Annotated in this window: 23 protein-coding genes; 10 read left to right on the top strand and 13 right to left on the bottom strand. The window is 70.8% G+C overall.

Annotated elements, in window-relative coordinates:
* The first annotated feature begins 35 nt into the window (after window positions 1-35).
* Window positions 36-2,570, top strand: a complete 2,535-nt coding sequence (locus Microterr_RS13965) for a CAP domain-containing protein (RefSeq protein ID WP_263797267.1) — start codon at window positions 36-38, stop codon at window positions 2,568-2,570.
* Between the two features lie 16 nt (window positions 2,571-2,586).
* Here the strand turns inward: Microterr_RS13965 and Microterr_RS13960 are convergent, their stop codons facing one another.
* From Microterr_RS13960 to Microterr_RS13945, 4 genes are all read right to left on the bottom strand, one after another.
* A complete protein-coding gene (locus tag Microterr_RS13960) occupies window positions 2,587-4,500 on the bottom strand; it encodes a hypothetical protein (protein WP_263797269.1) in 1,914 nt (637 codons plus the stop codon).
* Between the two features lie 134 nt (window positions 4,501-4,634).
* A complete protein-coding gene (locus Microterr_RS13955) occupies window positions 4,635-5,030 on the bottom strand; it encodes an MmcQ/YjbR family DNA-binding protein (protein ID WP_263797270.1) in 396 nt (131 codons plus the stop codon).
* Between the two features lie 10 nt (window positions 5,031-5,040).
* Complete coding sequence (locus tag Microterr_RS13950; RefSeq protein ID WP_263797271.1) at window positions 5,041-5,766, bottom strand: aminoglycoside 3'-phosphotransferase; 726 nt, start codon at window positions 5,764-5,766, stop codon at window positions 5,041-5,043.
* 39 nt (window positions 5,767-5,805) lie between these two features.
* On the bottom strand, window positions 5,806-6,369 hold the full coding sequence (locus tag Microterr_RS13945; RefSeq protein WP_263797272.1) for a DnaJ family domain-containing protein: 564 nt from the start codon (window positions 6,367-6,369) through the stop codon (window positions 5,806-5,808).
* Window positions 6,370-6,554: 185 nt separating this feature from the next.
* On the opposite strand from Microterr_RS13945, the gene Microterr_RS13940 reads away from it, so the two are divergent.
* From Microterr_RS13940 to Microterr_RS13925, 4 genes are read left to right on the top strand one after another with little or no spacing between them, the layout of a single operon-like run.
* Window positions 6,555-7,316, top strand: a complete 762-nt coding sequence (locus Microterr_RS13940) for an SDR family NAD(P)-dependent oxidoreductase (protein WP_263797273.1) — start codon at window positions 6,555-6,557, stop codon at window positions 7,314-7,316.
* Between the two features lie 9 nt (window positions 7,317-7,325).
* Window positions 7,326-8,108, top strand: coding sequence for an enoyl-CoA hydratase/isomerase family protein (locus Microterr_RS13935; RefSeq protein ID WP_263797274.1), 783 nt, complete (start codon window positions 7,326-7,328; stop codon window positions 8,106-8,108).
* A complete protein-coding gene (locus Microterr_RS13930) occupies window positions 8,105-8,956 on the top strand; it encodes an SDR family oxidoreductase (protein ID WP_263797275.1) in 852 nt (283 codons plus the stop codon). Before Microterr_RS13935 ends, Microterr_RS13930 begins: the two co-directional genes overlap by 4 nt.
* A 32-nt stretch (window positions 8,957-8,988) precedes the next feature.
* Window positions 8,989-9,363 (top strand): VOC family protein, encoded by a 375-nt coding sequence (locus Microterr_RS13925; RefSeq protein ID WP_263797276.1) that lies wholly within the window; start codon window positions 8,989-8,991, stop codon window positions 9,361-9,363.
* A gap of 87 nt (window positions 9,364-9,450) precedes the next feature.
* On the opposite strand, the gene Microterr_RS13920 is transcribed toward Microterr_RS13925, so the two are convergent.
* The 5 genes from Microterr_RS13920 to Microterr_RS13900 form a co-directional block, all read right to left on the bottom strand.
* Window positions 9,451-10,296: a Cof-type HAD-IIB family hydrolase gene (locus Microterr_RS13920; protein ID WP_263797278.1), complete on the bottom strand. Its 846-nt coding sequence runs from the start codon at window positions 10,294-10,296 to the stop codon at window positions 9,451-9,453.
* Between the two features lie 68 nt (window positions 10,297-10,364).
* Window positions 10,365-11,795, bottom strand: coding sequence for a glycoside hydrolase family 1 protein (locus Microterr_RS13915; RefSeq protein ID WP_263797279.1), 1,431 nt, complete (start codon window positions 11,793-11,795; stop codon window positions 10,365-10,367).
* Between the two features lie 11 nt (window positions 11,796-11,806).
* A complete protein-coding gene (locus tag Microterr_RS13910) occupies window positions 11,807-13,660 on the bottom strand; it encodes a beta-glucoside-specific PTS transporter subunit IIABC (protein WP_263797280.1) in 1,854 nt (617 codons plus the stop codon).
* A 160-nt stretch (window positions 13,661-13,820) separates the two neighbouring features.
* On the bottom strand, window positions 13,821-14,705 hold the full coding sequence (locus tag Microterr_RS13905; RefSeq protein ID WP_263797281.1) for a PRD domain-containing protein: 885 nt from the start codon (window positions 14,703-14,705) through the stop codon (window positions 13,821-13,823).
* Complete coding sequence (locus Microterr_RS13900; RefSeq protein WP_263797282.1) at window positions 14,702-15,343, bottom strand: LysE family translocator; 642 nt, start codon at window positions 15,341-15,343, stop codon at window positions 14,702-14,704. The genes Microterr_RS13905 and Microterr_RS13900 overlap by 4 nt, the downstream gene beginning before the upstream one ends.
* An 85-nt stretch (window positions 15,344-15,428) precedes the next feature.
* On the opposite strand from Microterr_RS13900, the gene mmuM reads away from it, so the two are divergent.
* Window positions 15,429-16,334 (top strand): homocysteine S-methyltransferase, encoded by a 906-nt coding sequence (mmuM, locus tag Microterr_RS13895; RefSeq protein ID WP_263797283.1) that lies wholly within the window; start codon window positions 15,429-15,431, stop codon window positions 16,332-16,334.
* Here the strand turns inward: mmuM and Microterr_RS13890 are convergent.
* Window positions 16,331-16,807 carry a GNAT family N-acetyltransferase gene (locus tag Microterr_RS13890; RefSeq protein ID WP_263797285.1) on the bottom strand — a complete coding sequence of 159 codons (477 nt, stop codon included), beginning with the start codon at window positions 16,805-16,807 and terminating at the stop codon, window positions 16,331-16,333. The two genes, mmuM and Microterr_RS13890, sit on opposite strands and share 4 nt — an antisense overlap.
* A gap of 46 nt (window positions 16,808-16,853) precedes the next feature.
* Window positions 16,854-17,639 carry a hypothetical protein gene (locus Microterr_RS13885; RefSeq protein WP_263797286.1) on the bottom strand — a complete coding sequence of 262 codons (786 nt, stop codon included), beginning with the start codon at window positions 17,637-17,639 and terminating at the stop codon, window positions 16,854-16,856.
* Between the two features lie 108 nt (window positions 17,640-17,747).
* On the opposite strand from Microterr_RS13885, the gene rlmN reads away from it, so the two are divergent.
* The 4 genes from rlmN to Microterr_RS13865 all read left to right on the top strand — a co-directional run bounded on the left by rlmN (window position 17,748) and on the right by Microterr_RS13865 (window position 20,961).
* Window positions 17,748-18,992 (top strand): dual-specificity RNA methyltransferase RlmN, encoded by a 1,245-nt coding sequence (gene rlmN, locus Microterr_RS13880; protein ID WP_263797288.1) that lies wholly within the window; start codon window positions 17,748-17,750, stop codon window positions 18,990-18,992.
* 47 nt (window positions 18,993-19,039) lie between these two features.
* Complete coding sequence (locus tag Microterr_RS13875; protein ID WP_263797290.1) at window positions 19,040-20,056, top strand: aldo/keto reductase family protein; 1,017 nt, start codon at window positions 19,040-19,042, stop codon at window positions 20,054-20,056.
* A 13-nt stretch (window positions 20,057-20,069) separates the two neighbouring features.
* Entirely contained in the window at window positions 20,070-20,537 is a 468-nt protein-coding gene (locus Microterr_RS13870; protein WP_263797292.1) for an NUDIX hydrolase, read from the top strand.
* Between the two features lie 61 nt (window positions 20,538-20,598).
* Complete coding sequence (locus Microterr_RS13865; RefSeq protein ID WP_263797293.1) at window positions 20,599-20,961, top strand: VOC family protein; 363 nt, start codon at window positions 20,599-20,601, stop codon at window positions 20,959-20,961.
* A 20-nt stretch (window positions 20,962-20,981) separates the two neighbouring features.
* On the opposite strand, the gene Microterr_RS13860 is transcribed toward Microterr_RS13865, so the two are convergent.
* Window positions 20,982-21,458, bottom strand: a complete 477-nt coding sequence (locus Microterr_RS13860; protein WP_263797295.1) for a GbsR/MarR family transcriptional regulator — start codon at window positions 21,456-21,458, stop codon at window positions 20,982-20,984.
* A 4-nt stretch (window positions 21,459-21,462) separates the two neighbouring features.
* Window positions 21,463-23,100 carry an ABC transporter permease gene (locus Microterr_RS13855; protein ID WP_263797296.1) on the bottom strand — a complete coding sequence of 546 codons (1,638 nt, stop codon included), beginning with the start codon at window positions 23,098-23,100 and terminating at the stop codon, window positions 21,463-21,465.
* Between the last annotated feature and the right edge of the window lie 9 nt (window positions 23,101-23,109).

Here is a 23,109-nt window from a genome sequence, read left to right as displayed (position 1 = left end):
GGCTTCGATCTGGGCAGTGCTGAGGGGGGCTGGGCATGTCTGACGTGCGCGCGCGGAAAAACGGCAGGGCCGGCAGGATCCGCACACTGATCGCCGGGCTCCTCGGCGCCCTGCTCGTCGTGTCCGGCGTCGGCGCCACCGCGCAGGCCGCGGCGACCGTGACCTTCACCGACCCGCAGCTGCGCGCCGCGGTCAACGAGGCGCTCGGCAACGATCCGGACGCTCCCGTCGACGCGGCGGCGGCCGCATCCCTCACCGAGCTCTACGCGGCGTACCGCTCGCCGGCCATCACCCGTCTGGGCGGCATCGCCGCGCTCAGCGGTCTCCACGACCTCTCGCTCGACGGCAACGCGATCGCCGACATCTCACCGCTGGCCGCACTCACGAGCCTCACCACGGCCTCGGTGACGGGGCAGAGCATCACGCTCGACTCCATCGAGACCGGGGTCTGGCAGGCGAGTCCCATCCGCGGGCTGAGCGGCGCCGTCGTGGCACCGCAGGACCCCGGCTACTGGGGCCTCACCGTCGATACCGCCGGCAAGCGCTGGCAGGCGACCCAGGCGGGCTACTACTCCGTCCCATGGTCCGTCACCGCCGGCGCCGTCGCGTATTCGGGCTACGTCAGCCAGGAGGCGACAGGAGACGCGGTCCTGCCCCCCGGCACGGTCGCGAAGCCGACGATCGGCGGGCCACTGTCGGTCGGCTCCACCGTCACGGCCGCCGTCGTCGTCGATCCGAACTACGACTGGCAGACCACCTACGCGTACCAGTGGCTCGCGGACAACGCCACGATCCCCGGCGCCACGGCCAAGACCCTGGCCATCGCCGCCGCCCAGGCCGGCGCCCGCCTCTCGGTGCGCGTGACTGTGAGCATCCCCGACTACCGGCCCGTCACCGTCGTGTCGGACCAGACGGCGAAGGTCGTGACGGCCGGCACGCCCACCGTCACGGGGACGCTGCGGGCCGGCGAAGTGCTCACCGCGAGTCCCGGCACCTGGGATCCGCCCGCCGCCTTCGCCTACCAATGGCTTGCGGGGGGCACGGCGATCTCCGGGGCGAACGCGACGACCTTCACGCTCACGACGGCGCAGGAGGGCAAGCGCATCTCCGTGCGCGTCACCGGAACGCCGGCGGCCGGCTTCGCCACCGTGACCAAGACCTCCGCGGAGACCTCCCCGGTGCTGCGCCCGCTCGTGAAGACCCCCGTGCCGACGATCTCCGGCACCCTCGCCGTCGGCTCGACGGTGAAAGCCGTGCCGGGCACGTGGGACTCCGGCGCGACCCTCGCCTACCAGTGGTACGCGAACGGAGCCGCGATCCTCGGTGCGACGACGTCGAAGCTCGTCCTGACCACCGCCCACAAGGACAAGGTCCTCACGGTCAAGGTCACCGGATCGAAGCCCGACTACATCCCCGCGACGAAGACCTCGAAGGCCAGCCTCAAGGTCATCTTCGCGACGACCCCGAAGATCTCCGGCAAGATCGCGCTCGGCGTGAAGCTGACGGTGACGCGAGGGACCTGGACGCGCGACACCGTGTTCAGCTACCGCTGGTACGCGAGCGGCGCCGCGATCCCCGGGGCGACGAAGTCATCGCTGACGATCGACACCCCGCTGCAGGGCAAGAGCATCAAGGTGAAGGTGACAGGCAAGAAGGCCGGATACGCGATCGTCGCGAAGACCTCCGCGGGAAGCGCCAAGGTCTCGCTGATGAACACGTCGAGCAAGGCATCCGTCGCCTCCGCGTACAAGCGGATCCTGGCGCCGGCGGAGAGGACCTCGGTCGGCTGGACCGGGAGGATCTCGACGTGCACCCCGGGCACCGAGGCGTCCAGGTCGAAGCGGGCCACCCTCAACGCCGTCAACTTCTACCGGGCGCTCGTCCAGCTCGACGGCGTGCGGTTCGCGGACAAGTGGAACAGCCAGGCCATGCGCAACTCGCTGCTGATGGCCGCGCGGGGGCAGATCACGCACTACCCGTCGAAGTCGGGCAAGTGCTGGTCGCAGGCAGCCTACGACGCCGCCAGCACCTCGAACCTCTTCATCGCGTGGGGTTACAGCGGGCTGTCGCCGGCCACCGGCGCCCGTGCGATCAGCGGGTACATGGACGACAGCGACGGGAACAACATCCTGGTCGGTCACCGCAGGTGGATCCTGTACCCCCCGACCTCCATCATGGGCACCGCGTCGACCAACTCCACCAACACGCTGAAGGTCATCGGCACGTCGACCGCGAAGACCTTCGCGTCACCCACCTGGATGGAGTGGCCGTCAGCCGGGTACTTCCCGACGCAGCTCGAGCCGCAGGGGCGGTGGTCGCTGTCGGCGTCCAGCTCGAGCGTGGACTTCAGCTCGGCGAAGATCAGCGTGAAGGGGCCCGGTGGCAAGAGCCTCAAGGTCACGAAATACCCGGTCACGGACGGCTACGGCCCGAACACCGTGAGCTGGCAGGTGGCCGGAGTGGCCGCGCCGAGCGGAAGCGCGGTGCGCAGCTACACCGTCACCGTCTCGGGGATCGAGGGCGCGACAGCATCCCGCTATTCGTACACGGTGAAGATCTTCCGGCCCTGACGGTCACCCGCCGGCGTCAGCGCACCTTCGCCGTCTGAGACGCGGCTGTCGTCGCGACCGCGTACCCGGGAGTCCTTCCCGTGACCTCCACGTGGATGCGCTTGCCGGCGAGGGCGCGCGTCAGCACCAGGGTCTTGCCGTGCGCGCCCGCGATCGGGTGCTCATCGGCGAACCACCGATACGAGAAGCGCGTCCCTTTCATCCACTTCGCCATCGAGAACCCAAGGGTCGAGCCGACAGCCGCCGTGCCGTGGATCCTCGGCCTGGTCGCACGTCCGACCTTGCCCTTCGTGGGGGTGACCTGCACCACCGTTCCGTAGCCTGGGACGACCGCGGTGACGCGAGCGGTGACGTGGTGGCCCAGATCGGACCGGCGAAGGTGGAACCACCAGTTCGTCGCCTTCGAGATCGGCTTGCCGTCGCGCAGCCACTGGTACGACACCTTCGTCCCCTTGCGCCACCCCTCCGTGTCGACGGCAAGGGAACCCGTTGTGATGAAGTCCCCCCAGAACTCGACCGGCGGGATGTAGACGGCGCGCGGTGTCGACGCCGACACCGTCACCTCGTCGTAGCCGGGCTTGACGCCCGTGACCTCGACGCGCACCGGAAGGTCGATGGCCCGCTCGTCGAGCCGATACGTGGCTGCCGTGGCGCCCGTCATCCACATGTCTCCCACGAACCATTGGTAGCTGAGCTTCGTCCCCGGGGTCCATGAGCCGGGGATCGCCCTCAGGGTCGACCCGACGACGTGCTTGCCGCTGATCTTCGGCGTGGGAGCGACGAGCACGGGCGAGGTCGGCGAGGAGGTGGCGACGAGCGTCGTGCGCCCCGCGAGCGCGCCGGTGACGCGGATCGCGACCCGACGGTCGGAGGTTGCCGCGCTCGGCAGGAAGGTCGCGGCGGTCTCCCCTGAGATGTCCGCGCCGTCGACCGTCCACTGGTAGGACAGCCTCGTGCCCTCGGCCCACACGCCTGGGTCCGCGGTGAGGGGGCGCCCGACGGCAGCGGGGCCCACGACCGTGGGGACGCCGGGTCCGATCACCGGTGCGGACCGTGCCGAGACGTACTGCCGCGTTCCGCCGGCGATTCCGCCGCTGGCGGAGAAGGAGATTGTCTTCCCGCGCATCGCTTCGGTGACGACGAGCGTCTCGCCGCCGCCGACGATCTTCCTGTCCGCGAACCATTCCAGGTAGGGCTTGATGGGCGCGCTCCAGGTGCCGGGGACACCGACCAGCGTCGCCCCGACGACGGCATCCCCCTGTATGGAGACCGTGCCGACGCGGATGACGCGCAGAGTCTCCTGCGAGAAGGACGTTGCGCGGGGGTAATCGGGTGCCGTGCCGGTCACGCGGACCGAGATGCGTGCACCTTCGGCGTCATCGGGGACGACGAAGGTGGCGGCTGTCGCGCCCTCGTAGGGCTTGCCGGACACACGCCACTGGTAGGAGAGTGCGTACTCAGCGGTCCAGCGCGTCACGGCCGTGAGGGTGGCCCCGACGCGCAGCAGTCCGGTGATCTCCGGGGTCGGTGCGGCGGCGACGCGCAACGTGGGTGCGGACGCTCTCGACTCGACGTCCCCACCTGGAAGGACACCCGTGACGACGACGTGCAGCCGCGCGCCCAGATCGCCGTCATACCGCGGGTTGTAGTACCGCTCAACCGCACCTTCGACGGGCTGGCCGCCGGAGTACCACTGGTACGTGAGCTGAGTCCCCTCCGGCCAGGTCCCGGGCTGTGCGTACAGCGTCGCGTTCGCGAGGGGATCGCCCGTGATCGTCGGGGTCGACCCATCTGGGACATCGGCCGTGACCGCCACCGCAGCGGCTTCCCCGACCTGGGCGGATGCCTCCAGCGGGGCGCCGACCAGACCGATGACGAGTCCGAGGATGGTCGCCGTCGAGAGCGCAGTCGAGAGTCGTCGTTGGACCACGATGACCGAACCTCCGGGGGGAGAGATTGGAAAGTCTCAGATGGGTGCAGGACCGACGGGCCGCAGCTTCTCGATCGGGGGCATTCTATGCGACGCCGTGGCCGTCGAAGCTGAAGATCTTCCGGCCCTGACGGTCACCCGCCGGCGTCGAGCTGCCGGACGAGACGCGCGGGCGCGGTCACCCGGTACGACGCGTCGATGAGCTCGGCCACCTCGCGCCAGTCGGCGGCGTCGGCGATGTCCAGCCCGAGCCAGCCCGCCGGGCCGAGGTACGCGGGCACCCAGAAACGGGGATCGGCGCGCAGTGCGGGCTCGTCGCCGGGGTCGGGCTGCACGAGGATCGCGCGATCGTGCGGCACCCATTCGCCGTCGACGCGCTGCGATCCGCCGAACCAGCAGAAGACCTTGACCGTGAAGAACGCGGGCCGCCCGTGCCCCACCTTCTCATCGGAGCCGGGCAGCGCGAGCGCGATCGCGCGCACCCGCGCGAGCAGATCGTCGTCCTCGTCGAACATGATCGGATGCGGCATTCCCGGCCCCTCAGGTCGCGTTCCACAGGGCGCGGTAGTAGGCGAGCCGCTCCCGGTCGGGCTCGAGGCCGTACGCCGCGATGAGCGCGTCCTCCCACCCCGGCCCGTAGTTCCACTCGGTGCTCATCGCCGCGACCGCGATGTCGGCCCAGCGGTCGGCGACGCCGAGCGCGCCGAGGTCGACGTGACCGGTGACCCGGCCGGCCTCGTCGAGCAGCGTGTTCGGGCAGCACGCGTCACCGTGGCACACCACCCGCACGTCGACGGGAGGCGGCGTGCGCAGCGCGTCGGGGACTCGGATGCCGCGGGCCGCCGCATTCGTGAGGCGCACCCCGACCCCCCAGTCGAACGGGCAGTCCGCCACCGGCAGGGCGTCGTGCAGGGCGCGCAGTCCCGCTCCGACGGCTCGGACGGCGACTGCCGGGTCGGCGATCCACTCGGGTGAGACGGCGCTGCGGCCAGGGAGGGAGGCCGTCACGAGCCACTCCTCGTCTTCGTCGGCGCCGACCGCGAGGACCCGGGGGACCGGCGTGCGCCCGCCGGCCCACGCGAGGCGCTCGGCCTCAGCTGCCGTGCTCGTCTCGAGGTTGCGGGGTCCGAGCTTGATGTGGCGCCCGTCGTCCGTGGCGAAGGTGAGGCCGCCGAGTCCGTTGCGCCACACCGGGGTCACGGCGGCACCTCCCGCGAGCGCCGCGACCCGCGCGGGCACCGGCACGGTTTCAGTCGGGATGCTCACGCGCTCATCCTGCCACCGGGCCTTCGCCGCTGATCGACCTCAGCGGCGGAACCATGGGCGTCGCCGCTGCGGAGGCGTGCGCCCGGCCGCCTCGGCCTGCTGTGCGCGTTCGGCGCGCGCGATGCGGCGTTCCCGCCAGGCTCGCACCTCGGCATCGACGTCGCGCGTCGGAGTCACGACCGGCGGGCCGCCCTGCAGTTGGCGTCGCGCCTCGATCACGCGGCGGTTGAAGTCGTCGACGATCTCGCGGACGAGCGCTTCGCTCGGCTCGAGATCGAGACGCGCGTCGAGTTCGAGGTTCTCCGTCCGCAGGCTGAGCGCGGGCGGCCCCAGCCCGGTGAGCTTCTCCGTCTCGATCTTCCGTCGGATCCACCAGTCCGGGTCATGGTGCGTGCCGAGTCCCTCCAAGGGCTTGCCGGCGCCCGGAAGATCATCGAACTCGCCGCGGCGGATCGCCTGCTGGATGGCGTTCTCCACGAATGCAGACTTGTTCTCCGCGTTCAGCGACACCGGCGGTCGGGTGGCCTCCGACTGCGTCGACGGGACTTCTCCCGCCGCCCGCTGCGCCGCGTAGCGAGCCGCGTTGTGCATCGCGTCAGACATCGCCGCCTCCTGTCGGGCCCGCTCGACTCACACCCCAGTCAACCTCAGACATGTCAGCGGTCTCAACAGTGCTGCCGCCCGCTCCGGCTACCCTGGGATCACGCCCACCCACGGTGAGACTCAGTGCCGCGTATGCTGACACGGGATGCCGCGGTGCGCGCACCGCCGCCGTTCGAAGGAGAACCATGGACATCATCGGCAGCTCCGCCGTCGTGACCGGCGGTGCCAGCGGTCTCGGACTCGCGACCGCTCGTCGCCTCACCGCCGCGGGCGCGGCGGTCACGATCATCGACCTCCCCTCCTCGGCCGGTGCCGACGTCGCCGCGGAACTCGGGGGCACGTTCGCACCCGCCGACGTCACCGACGCCGAGCAGGTCGCCGCCGCCGTCGCCACCGCATCCGCGGCCGGCCCCCTCCGCGTCGTCGTGAACTGCGCGGGCATCGCCCCGCCGGCGAAGGTGCTCGACCGCGACGGCGCCCCATCGCCGCTCGCCGACTTCGCCCGCGTGGTGCAGATCAACCTGATCGGGACGTTCAACGTCATCGCGCAGGCCAGTGCGGTCATCGCGAAGACCGAGCCGACAGCATCCGGCGATCGGGGAGTCATCGTCAACACCGCCTCGGTCGCCGCCTTCGACGGCCAGATCGGGCAGCCCGCCTACTCGGCCAGCAAGGGCGGCGTGCACGCCATGACCCTGCCGGTCGCCCGTGAGCTCGCGCGCTACGGCATCCGCGTCTGCACGATCGCCCCGGGCATCATGGAGACCCCGATGCTCGCCGGTCTGCCGCAGGCGGCGCAGGACTCGCTCGGCCAGCAGGTGCCCTACCCTGCCCGGCTCGGCGCGCCAGACGAATACGCCGCGCTCGTGCAGCACATCGTCGAGAACGGCTATCTCAACGGCGAGACGATCCGCCTGGACGGCGCGATCCGCATGGCGCCGAAGTAAGGAGTGGACATGACCGAATCGATACTGCTGAGCGTGGAGGGCGGGCTCGCCCGCGTCACCTTCAACCGGCCCGCGTACCTCAACGCGATGGACTTCGAGATGGGCGGACGGTGGCGCGACATCGCGCACCAGGTCACCGCCGATCCGTCGGTGCGAGCCGTGATCCTGGATGCGGCCGGCCCGGCCTTCTGCGCGGGGGGAGATGTCGTCGCGATGGGCACGTCGGGAGCCGGCGGGTCCGCCGTCACGGAGGCCGCTCATGTCATCCACGACGGCATCCGCACCTTCGTCGAGTCGGACAAGCCGATCGTCGCGGCCGTGCAGGGCGCCGTCGCCGGGGGCGGGCTCGGGCTGATGCTCGCCGCGGACTACATCGTCGCCGGCGAGAAGGCGAAGTTCGTCTCGAAGTACGCGAACATCGGCCTCACGCCCGACCTCGGCGTCTCGACTCTCCTCGCCGGCGCGGTCGGTGAACGCCGGGCTCTGCGGCTCCTCCTGCAGGACACCACGATCGACGCGGCCACCGCTCTGGACTGGGGGCTCGTCGCCGAGGTGGTGGCGCAGGATGCGCTCGCCGCCCGTGCCGAAGAGGTCGCCCGGTTCTGGCTCGCCGGGGCCGCCGGCGCGTTCGGCCAGGCCAAGCGGCTCGTCCGCACCGGCGCCGGCCGCTCGTTCGCGGACAACCTCGACGACGAGGCCCGCACGATCGGGGCGGCATTCGACACCGACGATTCGAAGGCGCGGGTCGCGGCGTTCGCCGCCGCATCCCGCAAGAGCAAGGAGCAGCGATGACGGACACGGCGACAGCGACCGGCGGCCTCGCCGGCAAGACCATCCTGATGTCGGGCGGCAGCCGTGGCATCGGCCTCGCGATCGCGCTACGCGCGGCCCGCGACGGCGCGAACATCGCCCTGCTCGCCAAGACCGACACCCCGCATCCCAAGCTCGAGGGGACCGTGCACTCCGCGGCCGAGCAGATCCGCGCAGCGGGTGGGCAGGCGCTGCCGCTCGTCGGAGACGTCCGCAACGACGACGACATCACCGAAGCAGTGCTGAAGACGCAGGGCGAGTTCGGCGGCATCGACATCGTCGTCAACAACGCCTCCGTGATCGACCTGTCGCGCTCGCTCGACCTGGCCGCCAAGAAGTACGACCTGATGCAGGACGTCAACGTGCGCGGCACGTTCATGCTCTCGCGGGCCGCGGCGCCGATCCTGAAGGATGCCGCCAACCCGCACATCCTGTCGCTGTCGCCGCCGCTGAACCTCGACCCGAAGTGGCTCGGTGCGCACACCGGCTACACGCTCGCGAAGTACGGCATGACGATGGCGACCCTCGGGCTCGCGGCCGAGCTCGCCCGCGACGGCGTCGCCGCGAACACGCTGTGGCCGCGGACGACGATCGCGACCGCGGCGGTGCAGTTCGCGCTCGGCGGCGACCGGATGATGAAGGTCAGCCGCACGCCCGAGATCTACGCCGACGCCGCCTACGAGGTGCTGCTGCAGCCGTCGCGGGAGTACACCGGCCGGACGCTCATCGTCGAGGACGTGCTCGAGGCCGCAGGCATCCCCGACTTCTCGGGGTACGCCGCGGTGCCTGGCACCCCCGACTCGGAGCTCTTCCCCGACATCTTCCTGTAGGCGAGGGCGGGTGTGCGGCGTAGCCTGCCGGCATGGGCGTGCGCAGCGGCTTCCCGATCCTCTCGACCCGTGATCTGCCCCGGCTGGTCGCGTTCTACGAGGCGGCGCTCGGCGCTGAGGTGACGTACCGCTTCACCGACGACGGCGCCGACGTGTACGTGTCGCTCGCGCTCGGGCCGGCCGCCCTCGGCATCGGGTGGGACCCCGAGACGCCGCCCGCAGACACCGGTGACCGCGCCGCCCTCTGGTTCTACGTCGACGACGTCGATGCGGCCTACAAGGCCGCGCTCACCGCCGGTGCCGCGCCGGTCTCCGAGCCCGCCCTCATGCCGTGGGGCGAGCGCGTCGCGCGTGTGCGCGACCCCGACGGGACGCTGATCAGCCTCGGCGCCGAGCCCGCGGCGTAGCTGACCCCGTCGACGAGTTCGCTTCGCCTGTCGCAATCTGCACGTGAACCCGCAGATTGCGACAGGTCAGCGCTGAGAGTGTCGGCGTCAGCGCGCGACGAGCCCGTGGCGCACGAACGCGTTCCAGACGCCGTCCTCGCGGACGCTCGTCGTCACCTCGTCGGCGAGCTCCTTCAGCTCGGGCGCCGCGTTGCCCATCGCGATACCGGTGCCGCACACCTCGAACATCTCGACGTCGTTCCAGCTGTCGCCGATGCCGATCGAGGCCGCCGCGTCGATGCCCAGGTGCTCGAGGATCGACAGGATCGCCGAGCCCTTCGTGGTGCCGCGCATGCCGATCTCGCCGTTCGATCCGCCGGGGAGCGGCATGCTGCCCGGGACGACGTGGAACCGATCGCCGAGCTCGGCCTGGGCGCGCTCCACGGTGTCGGCCTCCTGGCTGAGGAACACGGCCTTCGCGACGCGGGCGAGATCGATCCCGGCGATATCGCGGAAGCGCGGGATCCCCTGCGGCGCCGTCTGCGGCTCGTCCGGCTCGCCGTGCGCTCCCATCCAGCGCCGCATCAGCTCGGCGAGCGTCGCCTGCACCTGGAGCGACGCGTAGACGGCCTCGTCCGTCTGCAGGAAGAAGAGGATGCCGTGGCCCTCGAAGTAGGCGATGAGCTGCTCGACCGCGTCGCGCGGCATCGGCTCGGCGACGACCGTGTCGTCTCCGCTCGTGGCGTACGCGCCGCCGTTGGTGATCGCGCCGTCGAAGCCGATCTCGCTCACGCCGGGGTGGATGTCGCCGGCGGCCCGTCCGGTGCTCAGGTAGACCAGGTGACCGGCGGCACGCGCGGATCGCACCGCCTCGATGGTCGAGGGGGCGATGGTCTTGCCGTGATCGAGGATCGTGCCGTCGACGTCGAGGAAGGCGATGCGGGGGGATGTCACGGGTTTCTCCAAACAGTCGTGTCCAGGATGCCGCATGGCACCCTGGACACGAGCTGTGTCGTGATCGGTCAGCGGGTCAGCGAGGCGCCGTTGGTGCGGATGACCTCTGCGTACCAGTCGAAGGACTTCTTCCGGTAGCGCGTGAGTGAACCGGAGCCGTCATCGTTGCGATCGACGTAGATGAAGCCGTAGCGCTTGCTGAGCTGCGCCGTCGACGCGCTCACCAGGTCGATGCAGCCCCAGGTGGTGTAGCCGAGCAGGTCGACGCCGTCGGCGATGGCCTCGCCCACCTGCTCCAGGTGCGCCTGGAGGTAGGCGATGCGGTAGTCGTCCACGACGGTCGGGACGCCGTCCACCTCGACCAGCTCGTCCTTCGCGCCCAGGCCGTTCTCGACGATGAACAGCGGCTTCTGCCAGCGATCCCAGAAGCTGTTCAGCGCCAGACGCAGCCCGACCGGGTCGATCTGCCATCCCCACTCCGAGGCTTTGAGCGTGGGGTTGCGCACGCCGCCGAAGAGGTTTCCCTCGCCCATGTCGCGCTTGTCCGGGTCGACGGTCTCGCAGATGCTCGAGTAGTAGCTGAACGAGACGAAGTCGACGGTGTTCTCCTTCAGGAGCCCCCGGTCCTCATCGGTGATCGCGAGCTCGACACCCTGCTCCCGCAGGCTCCGCAGGTAGTAGCCGGGGTACTCGCCGCGCACGTGGATGTCGCCGAACGCCAGGTTCGTGCGGTCGGTGGTGAGCGCGGCGAACACGTCGTCGGGGTCGGGGGTGAGCGGGTAGACCGGCATCGACAGCACCATGCAGCCGATCTGCGCGTCGGGGGCGAGCTCGCGCGCGATCTTGGTGGCCAGCGCCGACGCGACGAGCTCGTGGTGCACGGCCTGGTAGAGGTCGGTCCGCGAGAGCTGGTCCTTCGGGGTGTTGATGCCGCCGGACATGAACGGCGCGTGCAGCACCGAGTTGATCTCGTTGAAGGTCAGCCAGTACTTGACCCGTGCGCCGTATCGGGTGAACAGGGTGCGCACATAGCGCTCGTAGAACCCGATGAGCTCGCGGCTGGCCCACCCGTCGTACTGCTCCGCCAGGTGCAGCGGCGTCTCGTAGTGCGAGATCGTGACGAGCGGCTGGATGCCGTGGCGCTCGAGTTCGTCGAGCACCCGGTCGTAGAACGCGAGGCCCTCCTCGTTCGGCTCGGACTCGTCTCCCTGCGGGAAGATCCGGCTCCAGGCGATCGAGAAGCGGTAGACCCCGAACCCCATCTCGGCGAACAGTGCGATGTCCTCCGCGTAGCGGTGGTAGAAGTCGATCGCGACCTGCTTGAGGTTGTCGTCGGTCGGCGCGTCCGCGCGCGGCGTCAGGATGCCGTTCGGCATGACGTCCTGGATGGACAGCCCCTTGCCGCCTTCGATGTAGGCGCCCTCCACCTGGTTGGCCGCGGTCGCGCCGCCCCAGAGGAAGCCCTCCGGGAAGACGGGGGATGCGGTGATGTCGCTCATGGTGCTCCTTGTCACTTTCCGGCCAGGACCCGCTCGACGGCGCCCGCGAAGAACAGCGTCTCGCCGTGCGCGATCGGACCGGCGGCTGCCGAGCCGACTTCGGGGTACAGGTCGGGGTTGGTGATGATCACCGGGGTGATCAGGTTGTAGCCGGCGCGCTCGATGGCGTCGCCGTCGAACTCGACGAGCAGGTCGCCCGCCTTCACCTCCTGGCCGCTGGTGACCTTGAGCGCGAAGTGCTCGCCGCCCAGCTTCACCGTGTCGATGCCGATGTGGATGAGCAGCTCGGCACCGTCCGCGTGACGCAGCCCGATGGCGTGGCCGGTGGGGAAGGCGGCGACGACGGTCCCGTCGAACGGCGCGTACACGGCGCCCGAGCGCGGCTGGATGGCGACGCCCTGACCGAGCGACCCGTCGGCGAACGCGGCGTCGGGGATCTCGGTGAGCGCGACGACCGTGCCGTCGAGGGGGCTGAGCACCTCGACGTCGGTGGCCTCGGCCGCGATGGTGGCGTCCTCCGCGGGCTCCTTGAAGCCGACGATGACCGTCAGCAGGAACGGGACCGCGATGGCCACGGCGAGACCCAGCGCCAGGAGGAGCATGTTGCCGTTGCCGAACAGGGCGGGCAGGGCCAGGCCGGAGGGGACCACGAACGCCGTCGAGTAGACGCCGCCGATCGCGATGATCGCGCCACCGAGCGCGCCGCCCACGATGCCGAACGCGAACGGCCGCTTCAGAGGCAGGTTGATGCCGTAGATCGCGGGCTCGGTGATGCCGGCGAGGAAGCCCGACAGGGTGGCGGGAGCCGCGAGCGACTTGAGGTTCTTGTTGCGCGCACGCACCCACACCCCGGCGACAGCGGCGGCCTGTGCGAGCACCGCGGCGAACACCGGGCCGATGAGCAGGATCTGGCCGGTGGTCTGGAACTCCAGCGTGAACAGCGGCACGAGACCCCAGTGCAGGCCGAAGATCACGAAGACCTGCCACAGGCCGCCCATGATCGCACCGCCGAGCCACGGCACGGTGGAGAACACCCAGCCGATGCCGCTGCCGAGCCAGCCGCCCACGATCGCCGACAGCGGGCCGACGACGAGGAACACGAACGGGACGCCGAGGAGCACGACGATCATGGGGGTCACGAACCGGCGGATCGAGCCGGGGAGCTTCGCGTAAAGGAACCGCTCCGCGTGCGACTGCAGCCAGACGATCACGATGATCGGGATGACGCTGGAGACGTAGCTGACCATCGTGAAGGGGATCCCGAAGAAGGTCAGATCGGGCGCGCCCACGAGCGGTGTGATGGTCGGATACAGGAGGGCCGCCGCGATCGCGAAGGAGGTGAACTCGTTCGCCTTGAAGTAGCGGGCCGCCGTGAACGCCAGCGCGAGCGGCAGGAAGTTGATGAAGGCGTCGGACAGCGCGTTGAGGACCACATAGGTCGTCGTCGCGGTGTCGATCCACCCGAAGGTGACCGCCGCAGCGAGGAACGCCTTCAGCAGGCCGGTGCCGGCGAGTGCCCAGAGGAGCGGGGTGAAGATCGCCGAGATCATCGCGATGAAGCGGTTGAAGAGGTTGCCCTTGGGGCGGTCCTGGGCGCCGGTCGCCTCACCGGCCTTGCCCAGACCGGAGATCTTCGCGATTTCCGCGTAGACCTCGGGCACATCGTTGCCGATGACGACCTGGTACTGGCCGCCGGCCTCCGCCGTCGTGATCACTCCCGGCGTGGCCTTCACGCCGGCCTTGTCGATCTTCGCGTCGTCCTTGATGACGAACCGGAGCCGGGTGGCGCAGTGCACGAGCGACTGCACGTTCTCCTCGCCGCCGACGCCCTTCAGGACGCCTGCCGCTGTCTTGGAGTAGTCCATTCGGATCACTCTCCTTCTGCCGCTGCATCGCGGCTCATGGTGCGGATTGGGGACTCGCGAGCCGTTTTCGGGCAACAAAAAAACCTGAACTCGTTCATCGCCGATCAAGCGATGTGAGTTCAGGTTTTGCCTGCTGCGCAGTAACAATCCGGAGCTGCGGCTACGGTAGCACGGCCTCCGGCGGGGCGCCAGGGGCGATCTGGCTGGCGAGGCGCTCCACGTGCACGATCACGTACAGCAGCTCCTCGTCGGTGAGCTCGGAGTCGGTCGCCGCCGCGACGTACGCCTTGACCTCCTGGGCGATCGCGAAGGACCGCGGATAGCTGTGCTTGGCGAACTCGAAGAAGGACGAGTCGGCGCTGCGCAGCATCGATCGCGACACCAGCCGCTGCAGCAGGAACTGGATATGCAGGACGAACCGGGCGTAGTCGGGGTTCTCGACGTCCAGCTGCACGCCGAGGCCGGTCTCGACGGTCGCCACCACGTGCTGCACGCGCCGGAACAGCAGCGCGGCGGTGCCGTTGGGCTCGTCGCGGGTGGCGTTGAGCAGGTGCATCGTCAGGAAGACGGCCTCCTCGGGCGGCAGCTCCCGCTCCAGCGCCGTCGAGATCGAGGCCGCCATCCGTTCGGCCGCGGCGAACTCCCGCGGGTGCAGCACACGCAGCTCGGGCATGTTCGTCGAGGGGATCCGGATGCCGTCGTCCAGCCGCTCGAGGACGAACTGGATGTGGTCGATCACCGCGATCGACAGATGCCTGCCGAGGCCGTGCCCCAGCATCCGCTCCGCCTCGTCGACCGCGCGCGTGACCGCCTCGATGACGACGTAGGGCACGTCGGTGAGCATCTGCCGTTCCCGCTCGCCCTCGGCCCCCTGGTCGAGCACGAAGGTCTTCTCGACCTTCGCCGGATCGATCGCGTCGCTCGGCTTCAGCCCGAACCCCAGGCCGCGGCCCATCAGCACCCGCTCGCGGCCGGACGCGTCGACCGAGATCACGACGTTGTTGTTGAGCACCTTGTGGGCGATCGTGTCGTCGGCCGGTGTCATTGGTGGCCCCCGGTGACCAGGAGGATGCCCCCGAGCCCGACCATCATGCCGCCGCCGGTCGCGGTGAGCGTCTCGATGCGCTTGGGCGACTTGGCGAACCACGCGCGCGCGGCGGCTGCCAGCAGCACCCACGCACTGTCGGAGATCACGCCGATGAGTCCGAACACGAGTCCGAGCTCCATCATCTGCAGCGGCACCGAGCCGGCGGAGAGGTCGACGAACTGGGGCAGCACGGCGACGAAGAACGCGATGGTCTTCGGGTTGGTGACGCCCACGATGAAGCCCTGCCACAGCTGCCGGCCGTGGGAGCGGGGGAGGCTCGCCGGATCGATCGCGGCGGCCGCCGCGCTCTTCCGATGGCGGATCGCCTGCACCCCGAGGAAGGCGAGATAGAGCGCGCCGGCGACCTTGAGCACGGTGAACAGCACGACGGACTGCGCGACGATGCCGCCGACCCCGATCGCCACGAGCGCCACGATCGGGAAGAGCGAGAGCGTGACGCCGACCACGCTGAGCAGTCCCCCCGCGCGCCCGAGCGCCAGCGTGCGGCCCACCGAGAACAGCACGGCCGGGCCGGGGATCACGATGATCACGAGGGACGCGAGTGCGAAGGCGAGGAGGTTGTCGAGCGGGACCACGGCCCCCAGCGTAATCCTGTGGCGTCCCCGAGCGCCGGTGCGGTCCTCCGGGCCGGTGACCTGCCGTGGCGCCTAGGGTGATGCCATGCCCGAACCCGCCGACGACCTCGCCGCGCTGCTCGCCGCCGGTCCGCTCGTCCTCGACGGCGGCCTCGGGACACTGCTCGAGGCGCACGGCCACGATCTGCGCTCGGAGCTCTGGTCGGCGCGACTGCTCGTCGAGCAGCCGGCCGCGGTGCGGGCTGCCCACGCGGAGTTCGTCGCCGCGGGCGCGCAGGTGCTGACCACGGCGTCGTACCAGGTCAGCTACGCCGGGCTCGGCGCGGCCGGGTTCACGGACGCGGAGGTCGACAGGATGCTGCGGCGCAGCGTCACGGTGGCCCGAGAGGCCGCGGGCGACGCTGCGGTGCTCGTCGCCGCCTCGGTCGGCCCGTACGGAGCCGCCCGAGCCGACGGGAGCGAGTACTCCGGCGCCTACGGGCTCTCGGTCGACGAGCTGCGCGAGTGGCATCGGCGCCGGCTGCGGGTCCTCGCCGAGGCAGGGGCGGACCTCCTCGCGATCGAGACGATCCCCTCGCCCGCGGAGGTCGAGGCGCTCTGCGCCGAGCTCGCCGAGATCGGCATGCCCGCCTGGGTGAGCGTCTCCGGTGCGAGCACCGGGTTCACGCCGGAGTCGCGGACCGAGGCGCTCGCCGCGGCGGCGGCGACCCCCGGAGTGATCGCCGTCGGGGTGAACTGCTGCCCACCCGGCGACGTGCTGCCCGCCCTCGCCGACCTCGACGTCGACGTGGCCCTGCTCGCCTACCCGAACAGCGGCGAGAGATGGGATGCGGTCGTCCGGCAGTGGCGCGGAGACGGCGGCCTCGACGACGCGCTGGTGGAGTCCTGGCTCGACGCCGGCGTGCGGCTCGTGGGCGGATGCTGTCGCACCACCCCCGCCGACATCGCCCGCGTCGCCCATCTCGTGGACGCGAGGCCCGCGGGCGCCTAGCCCGCCGTGAGCGGCTTGCGGAGGAAGACCTGCTCGATGCCGTCGTCGCCCTGCACCCGCTGCGACTCGCGGTAGCCCTCGCGGCCGTACAGCCGCAGGTTCGCCTCACTGAGCGATCCGGTGAACAGTTCGGCGGCGGTGGCGCCGGCATCCGCTCCGCGTCGTTCGACCGCGGCGAGCAGGCGGGTGCCGACGCCCTGGCCCTGCTGGTCCGGGGCGATCACGAGCCGGCCGATGAGCAGCAGCTCGCGGTCGAGCCGCGCGCGCACGGCGCCGACCATGCGCGGCCCGTCCAGTGCGACGACCCCGAGGTTCTCGTGCAGCTCGGCCTCGAGCTCCTCGAGGGTCTGGGTGAGCGGCGGCATGTCGACGGACCGGTAGATGAGCGCTTCCTGGACGAACGCGGCGCGCTGCAGCGTCAGCACCTCGCCGGCGTCGGCCTGGTGGATGTCGCGGAGCTCGATGTCTGGCACCCGCCCACCGTAGCCGTGCGTCCGCCGCGGGTGTCGCGCGGACGGCTCAGGGACGGGGCTCCGGCTCAGCCGCCACGAGCACGTAGACGCCGGAATCGCCGCCCGACCACAGGAATCCGAGGCGCTCGCCGACGGCCATGCCCTGCGGTCGGTCGGCGGGCGGGACGAGGTCGTAGGGCACGTCCACGGCGAGCGCGGCCGTCCCTCGGAGCGCCGCGGGCACACAGCGGGCGCGGGCGACCTCCCCGCGGCTGACCGCGATGCAGTCCTCCTCCTGCACGATCCCGTCGGCGGAGGCGATCCACACCCGCCAGCCGTGCACGACGCCGAGCGAGCGGACCCAGCGCACCGCGCCGCTGGCCGGCAGTACCGGCGGCACCGCATCGGTGTGCGACGAGGCCGACGGCTCGATCGGGATCCGCAGCACGATGCGCGCGTCCGGGTCGCGCACGAGCGTGTACGCCGCGCGGGCCTCCACCGTCGTCGTGGTGCCCTCCGCGGCAGGGCCGACCGCGTCGAGGAGCGCCCGCACCGCGAAGACCAGCACCACCAGCACGGCGACCGCGAGCCCGACTCGGCTGCGCGGCGCCCGCAGCGGCGGGGCGGAGTCGGACTCCGGCGGGGCGGGCGCCTGCACGAGCGGATCCTCGGTCAGCGTGCTCCCGCCGTCGGCGTTGCCGACCGTCTCCGGCGTCCAGGTGGGCCGGCGCTCCCGGCGCACCTGCTCCTCGAGCGCCCCGAGGCGCGCCACCGCGTCCGCGTCGGCGTCGGCCTGCGGGCCGAACACGCGTCGACGCAGCTCGTCCAACTCGGCGCGAGCAGCAGCATCCATCGTCCGTCACCCCGTGGACCGCGTCATCGGCGTCCACGTGGCCGACGCTACTCCGCCTCCGACGCGGCCGCACTGCGCTCGCCCAGGCGGCTCCCGTACCCTGGAGGCATGACCGAACCCACTCCCGTGCGCACCACCAAACCCCGCCAGGTGCGCCCGGCGACCGAGGGATGGTCGCAGAAGAAGGACGCCGAAGGCCGCCCGCTGCTGCAGTTCGCGTCGCCCAAGCGCGGCAAGCCGCCCGTGCACCTCGCCGACCTCACCCCCGAGCAGCGCGTCGAGAAGGTCAAGGAGCTGGGGCTTCCCGGCTTCCGCGCCAAGCAGCTCGAGAAGCACTATTTCACCCACTTCACGCACGACCCCGCCGACATGACCGACCTGCCCGCCGAGGGCAGGGACGAACTCGTCCACGGGATGCTGCCGCCCCTGCTGACGGAGGTGCGCCGCCTCGAGACCGACCGCGGCGACACGATCAAGTTCCTGTGGAAGCTGCACGACGGCGCCCTCGTCGAATCCGTGCTCATGCGCTACACCGGCCGGATCACCCTCTGCGTGTCGTCACAGGCCGGCTGCGGCATGAACTGCCCGTTCTGCGCGACCGGACAGGCGGGCCTCACCCGCAACATGTCGGCCGGCGAGATCGTCGAGCAGGTCGTGCGGGCCAACCGCCTGATCGCCGACGGCGGACTCGGCGACCCGCGCAAGGTCGGGCACGCCGGCGAGCGCGTCACCAACATCGTCTTCATGGGCATGGGCGAGCCGCTCGCCAACTACGCCAGGGTCATGCAGGCGGTCCGCGTCATGACCGACAAGACCCACGGCATCGGGATGAGCGCCCGCGGCATCACCGTCTCGACCGTCGGCCTCGTGCCGGCGATCACGAAGCTCGCGAACGAGGACATCCCCGTCACGTTCGCGCTGTCGCTGCACGCGCCCGACGACACGCTGCGCGACGAGCTCATCCCGGTCAACGCGCGCTGGAAGGTCGACGAGGCACTCGACGCCGCCCGCGCCTACTTCGACCGCACCGGCCGCCGCGTGTCGATCGAGTACGCGCTCATCAAGGACATGAACGACCACGCCTGGCGCGCCGATCTGCTGGCCGACAAGCTGAACGCCCGCGGTCGCGGGTGGGTGCACGTGAACCCGATCCCGCTGAACCCGACGCCCGGCTCGATCTGGACCGCGTCCGACGTCGACGTGCAGAACGAATTCGTCCGCCGTCTCAACGACGCCGGCATCCCCACCACCCTGCGCGACACCCGCGGCAAGGAGATCGACGGCGCCTGCGGGCAGCTCGTCGCCACCGAAGAGGATGAGGCGGTCGCCGCCGCCACCCCGCTCGAGGTCTGATCCGCAACCCGGGCCGCACCCTCCGCGTCCGCCACTAGCGTGGAGGGATGGTCAATTATCGGTATCTCGGCAACAGCGGTCTCAAGGTCACGGAGATCACGTACGGCAACTGGGTGACGCACGCCTCGCAGGTGGACGACACCGACGCGATCGCGACGGTGCACGCGGCGCTCGACGCCGGCATCACCACGTTCGACACGGCGGACACCTACGCCAACACGGCCGCGGAGGTCGTGCTGGGCAAGGCCATCTCCGGCCAGCGCCGCGAGGGCCTCGAGATCTTCACGAAGGTGTACTGGCCGATCGGCCCCATGGGCCCGAACGACGCCGGCCTCAGTCGCAAGCACATCTTCGACGGCATCAACGGTTCGCTGCAGCGCCTCGGCGTCGACTACGTCGACCTGTACCAGGCGCACCGCTACGACTACGAGACCCCCATCGAGGAGACGATGCAGGCCTTCGCCGACGTCGTGCGGCAGGGCAAGGCGCTCTACATCGGCGTCAGCGAGTGGACCGCTGAGCAGCTGCGTGAGGGCGCGGCGCTCGCCAAGGAGCTGAAGTTCCAGCTCGTCTCGAACCAGCCGCAGTACTCCGCGCTCTGGCGCGTCATCGAGGAGAAGGTCATCCCGACCTCCGCGGAGCTCGGCATCTCGCAGATCGTCTGGTCGCCGATGGCGCAGGGCGTGCTCAGCGGCAAGTACCTGCCCGGGCAGCCCGTCCCTGAGGGGTCGCGGGCGACCGACGAGAAGAGCGGCGCGCACTTCATCTCGCGTTTCCTGCGCGACGACGTGCTCACCGCCGTGCAGAAGCTCAAGCCGATCGCCGACGAGGCGGGTCTGAGCATGCCGCAGCTCGCCATCGCGTGGGTGCTGCAGAACCCGAACGTGGCCTCGGCCCTGGTGGGCGCCTCGCGCCCCGAGCAGATCGCCTCGAACGTCGCGGCATCCGGTGTCGTGCTCGAGCCCGCGATCATAACGGCGATCGACGAGGCTCTCTCGCCCGTCGCCGAGCGCGACCCCGAGCAGACCTACACGGTCTCGCCGAAGAGCCGCCCGGGCAGCTGACCGGCGGCGCATCATGGCCGTGACCAGCGCCGGCATCCTGCTGCACCGAGGGGTCGAACCCGAGGTGCTGATCGCCCACATGGGCGGCCCCTTCTGGGCGCGCAAGGATGCCGGCGCCTGGTCACTGCCGAAGGGCGAGTTCGACCAGGCCGCCGAGCCGGCGGCGGACGCCGCGCGCCGCGAGTTCCGGGAAGAGCTCGGCGTCGAGCCGCCCGAGCCGCTCACCGAGCTCGGCACGTGGGCCTACGCGAGCGGCAAGCGGGTCACCGTGTTCGCCGCCGACGGCGAGGGCTTCGCGACCGACGGGCTCGTGTTCGGCGAGTTCGAGCTGGAGTGGCCGCCGCGCTCGGGCAGGATGCAGTCGTTCCCCGAGGCCGACCGCGTCGCCTGGGTGGGCCTGGATGCGGCACGCGAAAAGCTCGTCCGGGGACAGGTGCCCGCGCTCGACGCGCTCGCGCGGCACCTCGCCGCCGGCCGCTGACCCGTTGTGGCCCGCGGGCGACCGCGCGACACTGGGTGACGTCCGAGACGAGGAGGAGCCCATGGCCCACGGAGACATCACCCACATCGACATCCCGGTGCAGGACTACGCGCGGGCGACCGCGTTCTACTCGGGGCTGTTCGGATGGCAGATCGCGGACGTGCCCGGCTTCGAGGGCTACCCGATGTGGCAGGCGCCGAACAAGATCAGCGGCGGGGGGCTCGCTCCCCGCGACGAGGGCTTCACCCAGCCGCGCTCGTACGTCGAGGTCGACTCCATCGACCAGACGCTCGCGGCCGCCGTGGACGCCGGCGGCACCGTGCTGCGCGGCAAGGAGCAGATCACCGAGACGAGCTGGTGGGCGGTGCTCAGCGACCCCGACGGCAACACGATCGGCCTGTTCGAGGGCTCCACGGGAGTCTGAGGGCTGCCGCGCCGCTGCTTCTACGAGTCCGCGCCCGACCGGCGCTCCGCCTCCCACTCGTCGAGGAAGGCCGGCATCCGCTCGGCGAAGAACCGGAAGAACCCGGACATCTCCCTCGCGCGCTCGGCGGACTGAGGCGCATCCGCGTTCTCGTCGGCCACGGCGTCGATGAGGTCGGCGAGCATCGCGTACAGGGGCGCGTTGGCGGTGAGCACCGAGTGCCAGCCGTCATCGATGAGGTCGTAGCGATCGCGGCGATCTCCCGCACGCGACAGCCGATGGACGATGTGGATCGTCTGCAGGTATCTCACGGCCCCCGAGACCGCGGCGGCCGAGACCCCGAGGCGCTCCGCGAGCTCCGCCGCCGAGTAGCCCTCGTCGGGAGAGCCGACCAGTGCCATCATCACGCGAGCCGCCATGCGGGGCATGCCGGCCGCGGTGAGCATGGCGGCGGCGCGCTCAGCGGCCTCCGCTCCGGGGTAGGTCGGCTCCGTCACGCCCCTATCCTCCCGTGGCAAGCTCGCGGCGACGCATCAGCGCGATGGATCCGATGCCGCCGACCGCGGCGACCACGAGCAGCCACCAGAGCCCGTCGAGCTGCACGCCGTCCACCGTCACGTTGGGGGCTGCCTCCAGCGGGGACAGGCCGGCCATCCAGTCCGGGAAGCCGAACAGCGGACCGAACAGCCCGAAGATCGCGCCGACGACGACGAGCGTCCATCCCACCACGATCGTGGCGCGGGGAGCGAGGACGAAGACCAGGGCGGTGAGGACCAGGAAGACGGATGCGGCGGCCAGCTGCCCCAGGCCGGTGACGACGATGGTCTCGACGAGCTGCGCGCCGTCGTCCATCGAGCCCAGCCCCAGCAGCGCTCCGAGCATGCCCGCCGCGACGACGAGGACCATGGCGATGACGGCCACGACGAGGTAGTCGACCAGCCAGCGCACACGACCGACGGCAGCGGACAGCACAGGTTCTGCGGTGCCGTGCGCCTCCTCCTGGCGGGCGCGGATCACCGTCTGCACCCCGGCGCCGGCCGCGAAGATGCCGAGCATCAGGAAGAACACCGAGACGGTCGCCTGATCGAGGCTGCCGTTGCTGCCGCCGATCTTCTCGAGGATGTCCACGATGGCCGGGTTGTCGCCGCTCACCTCGTCGACGACCGAGGCGAGCGCGGTCGACAGCATCCCGGTGAGCAGGCCCCCGATGGTCCACCCGAGGATCGCTCCCCACGTGAGACGCCAGACGAGGCCGGTCGGCGTCGAGAGCAGGGGGCCTGCCGCGGCGCGCGCCGCCCGCTCGGGCATGAAGCCCTCGCCGAGATCGCGCGCCGACTGGAGTGCGATGGCGACACCGGCCAGGGCGAGGCCGAACCCGAGGGCGAGGACGCCCGGCCACAGGTCGTCGTCGGCGTACGCGCGCGTGTTCTCGCCCCAGCCGAAGGGGGAGAGCCATGTCAGCCATGAGCTCTCCATCCGCTGCAGGTCGTCGCTCGGGGTGCCGAGCGCATTGCCGAGGCCCGCGAACACGAAGGTGACGATGAGGGTCCACACGGCGAGGGCGTTCGCGCCGCGCGACGTGCGCATGATCTGGCCCGCGATGAGCCCGATGCCGAGGAAGGCGACGCCGACGGCGCCGACGGCGAAGCCGGCGACCTTCGCGCCGGCGACGTTCGCCTCGGTCGGCTCGAGTCCGGTCGCAAGGAAGCCGAGCGTGGTGAGTGCGGCGAGGACGACGTTCGCGATGAGCCCGTGGATCACGGTCGCCACCACGGGGGTCGTGCGCCCGGCGGGAGTCGCCGCGACCAGTTCGGCGCGCGCCTGCTCCTCGTCCATGCGCGTGTGGCGCACGGCGAGGAACGTGCTCATGAACGCCGCGAGCATGGCCAGCCAGGGGAGGATCAGGAACACCATGAGCTGGCCTTCCCCAGCCCCGGAGGGAAGACCGCGGAAGAGCAGGATGACCGGGTTCGCCATGACCGTGACGAGGAGCGCCTGACGCTCCTGGAGATCGCCGTAGGACTGGGAGACGGCGCTGTACGACGCGTACGCGAACAGCCCGGTGCCGAGCGTCCAGATCAGCAGCTGCTTCCCGTCGCGCTGTACCCGCTGCCGCAGCAGCGGAGCGAGGCCGCTCATCGCCCCGCC

The organism is Microbacterium terricola (genome assembly GCF_027943945.1).
Lineage (GTDB): Bacteria > Actinomycetota > Actinomycetes > Actinomycetales > Microbacteriaceae > Microbacterium > Microbacterium terricola.
This window is presented reverse-complemented; position numbering and strand designations above follow the sequence as displayed.

Excerpts from the sequence above, each read along its gene's own strand:
- Microterr_RS13885 (WP_263797286.1), bottom strand. The coding sequence starts at position 17,639 with ATGGATGCTGCTGCTCGCGCCGAGTTGGACGAGCTGCGTCGACGCGTG.
- Microterr_RS13905 (WP_263797281.1), bottom strand. The coding sequence starts at position 14,705 with ATGACACCGGCCGACGACACGATCGCCCACAAGGTGCTCAACAACAAC.
- Microterr_RS13935 (WP_263797274.1), top strand. The coding sequence starts at position 7,326 with ATGACCGAATCGATACTGCTGAGCGTGGAGGGCGGGCTCGCCCGCGTC.
- Microterr_RS13855 (WP_263797296.1), bottom strand. The coding sequence starts at position 23,100 with ATGAGCGGCCTCGCTCCGCTGCTGCGGCAGCGGGTACAGCGCGACGGG.
- Microterr_RS13945 (WP_263797272.1), bottom strand. The coding sequence starts at position 6,369 with ATGTCTGACGCGATGCACAACGCGGCTCGCTACGCGGCGCAGCGGGCG.
- Microterr_RS13955 (WP_263797270.1), bottom strand. The coding sequence starts at position 5,030 with ATGCCGCATCCGATCATGTTCGACGAGGACGACGATCTGCTCGCGCGG.
- rlmN (WP_263797288.1), top strand. The coding sequence starts at position 17,748 with ATGACCGAACCCACTCCCGTGCGCACCACCAAACCCCGCCAGGTGCGC.
- Microterr_RS13930 (WP_263797275.1), top strand. The coding sequence starts at position 8,105 with ATGACGGACACGGCGACAGCGACCGGCGGCCTCGCCGGCAAGACCATC.
- mmuM (WP_263797283.1), top strand. The coding sequence starts at position 15,429 with ATGCCCGAACCCGCCGACGACCTCGCCGCGCTGCTCGCCGCCGGTCCG.
- Microterr_RS13940 (WP_263797273.1), top strand. The coding sequence starts at position 6,555 with ATGGACATCATCGGCAGCTCCGCCGTCGTGACCGGCGGTGCCAGCGGT.
- Microterr_RS13865 (WP_263797293.1), top strand. The coding sequence starts at position 20,599 with ATGGCCCACGGAGACATCACCCACATCGACATCCCGGTGCAGGACTAC.
- Microterr_RS13925 (WP_263797276.1), top strand. The coding sequence starts at position 8,989 with ATGGGCGTGCGCAGCGGCTTCCCGATCCTCTCGACCCGTGATCTGCCC.
- Microterr_RS13965 (WP_263797267.1), top strand. The coding sequence starts at position 36 with ATGTCTGACGTGCGCGCGCGGAAAAACGGCAGGGCCGGCAGGATCCGC.
- Microterr_RS13910 (WP_263797280.1), bottom strand. The coding sequence starts at position 13,660 with ATGGACTACTCCAAGACAGCGGCAGGCGTCCTGAAGGGCGTCGGCGGC.
- Microterr_RS13870 (WP_263797292.1), top strand. The coding sequence starts at position 20,070 with ATGGCCGTGACCAGCGCCGGCATCCTGCTGCACCGAGGGGTCGAACCC.
- Microterr_RS13915 (WP_263797279.1), bottom strand. The coding sequence starts at position 11,795 with ATGAGCGACATCACCGCATCCCCCGTCTTCCCGGAGGGCTTCCTCTGG.
- Microterr_RS13875 (WP_263797290.1), top strand. The coding sequence starts at position 19,040 with ATGGTCAATTATCGGTATCTCGGCAACAGCGGTCTCAAGGTCACGGAG.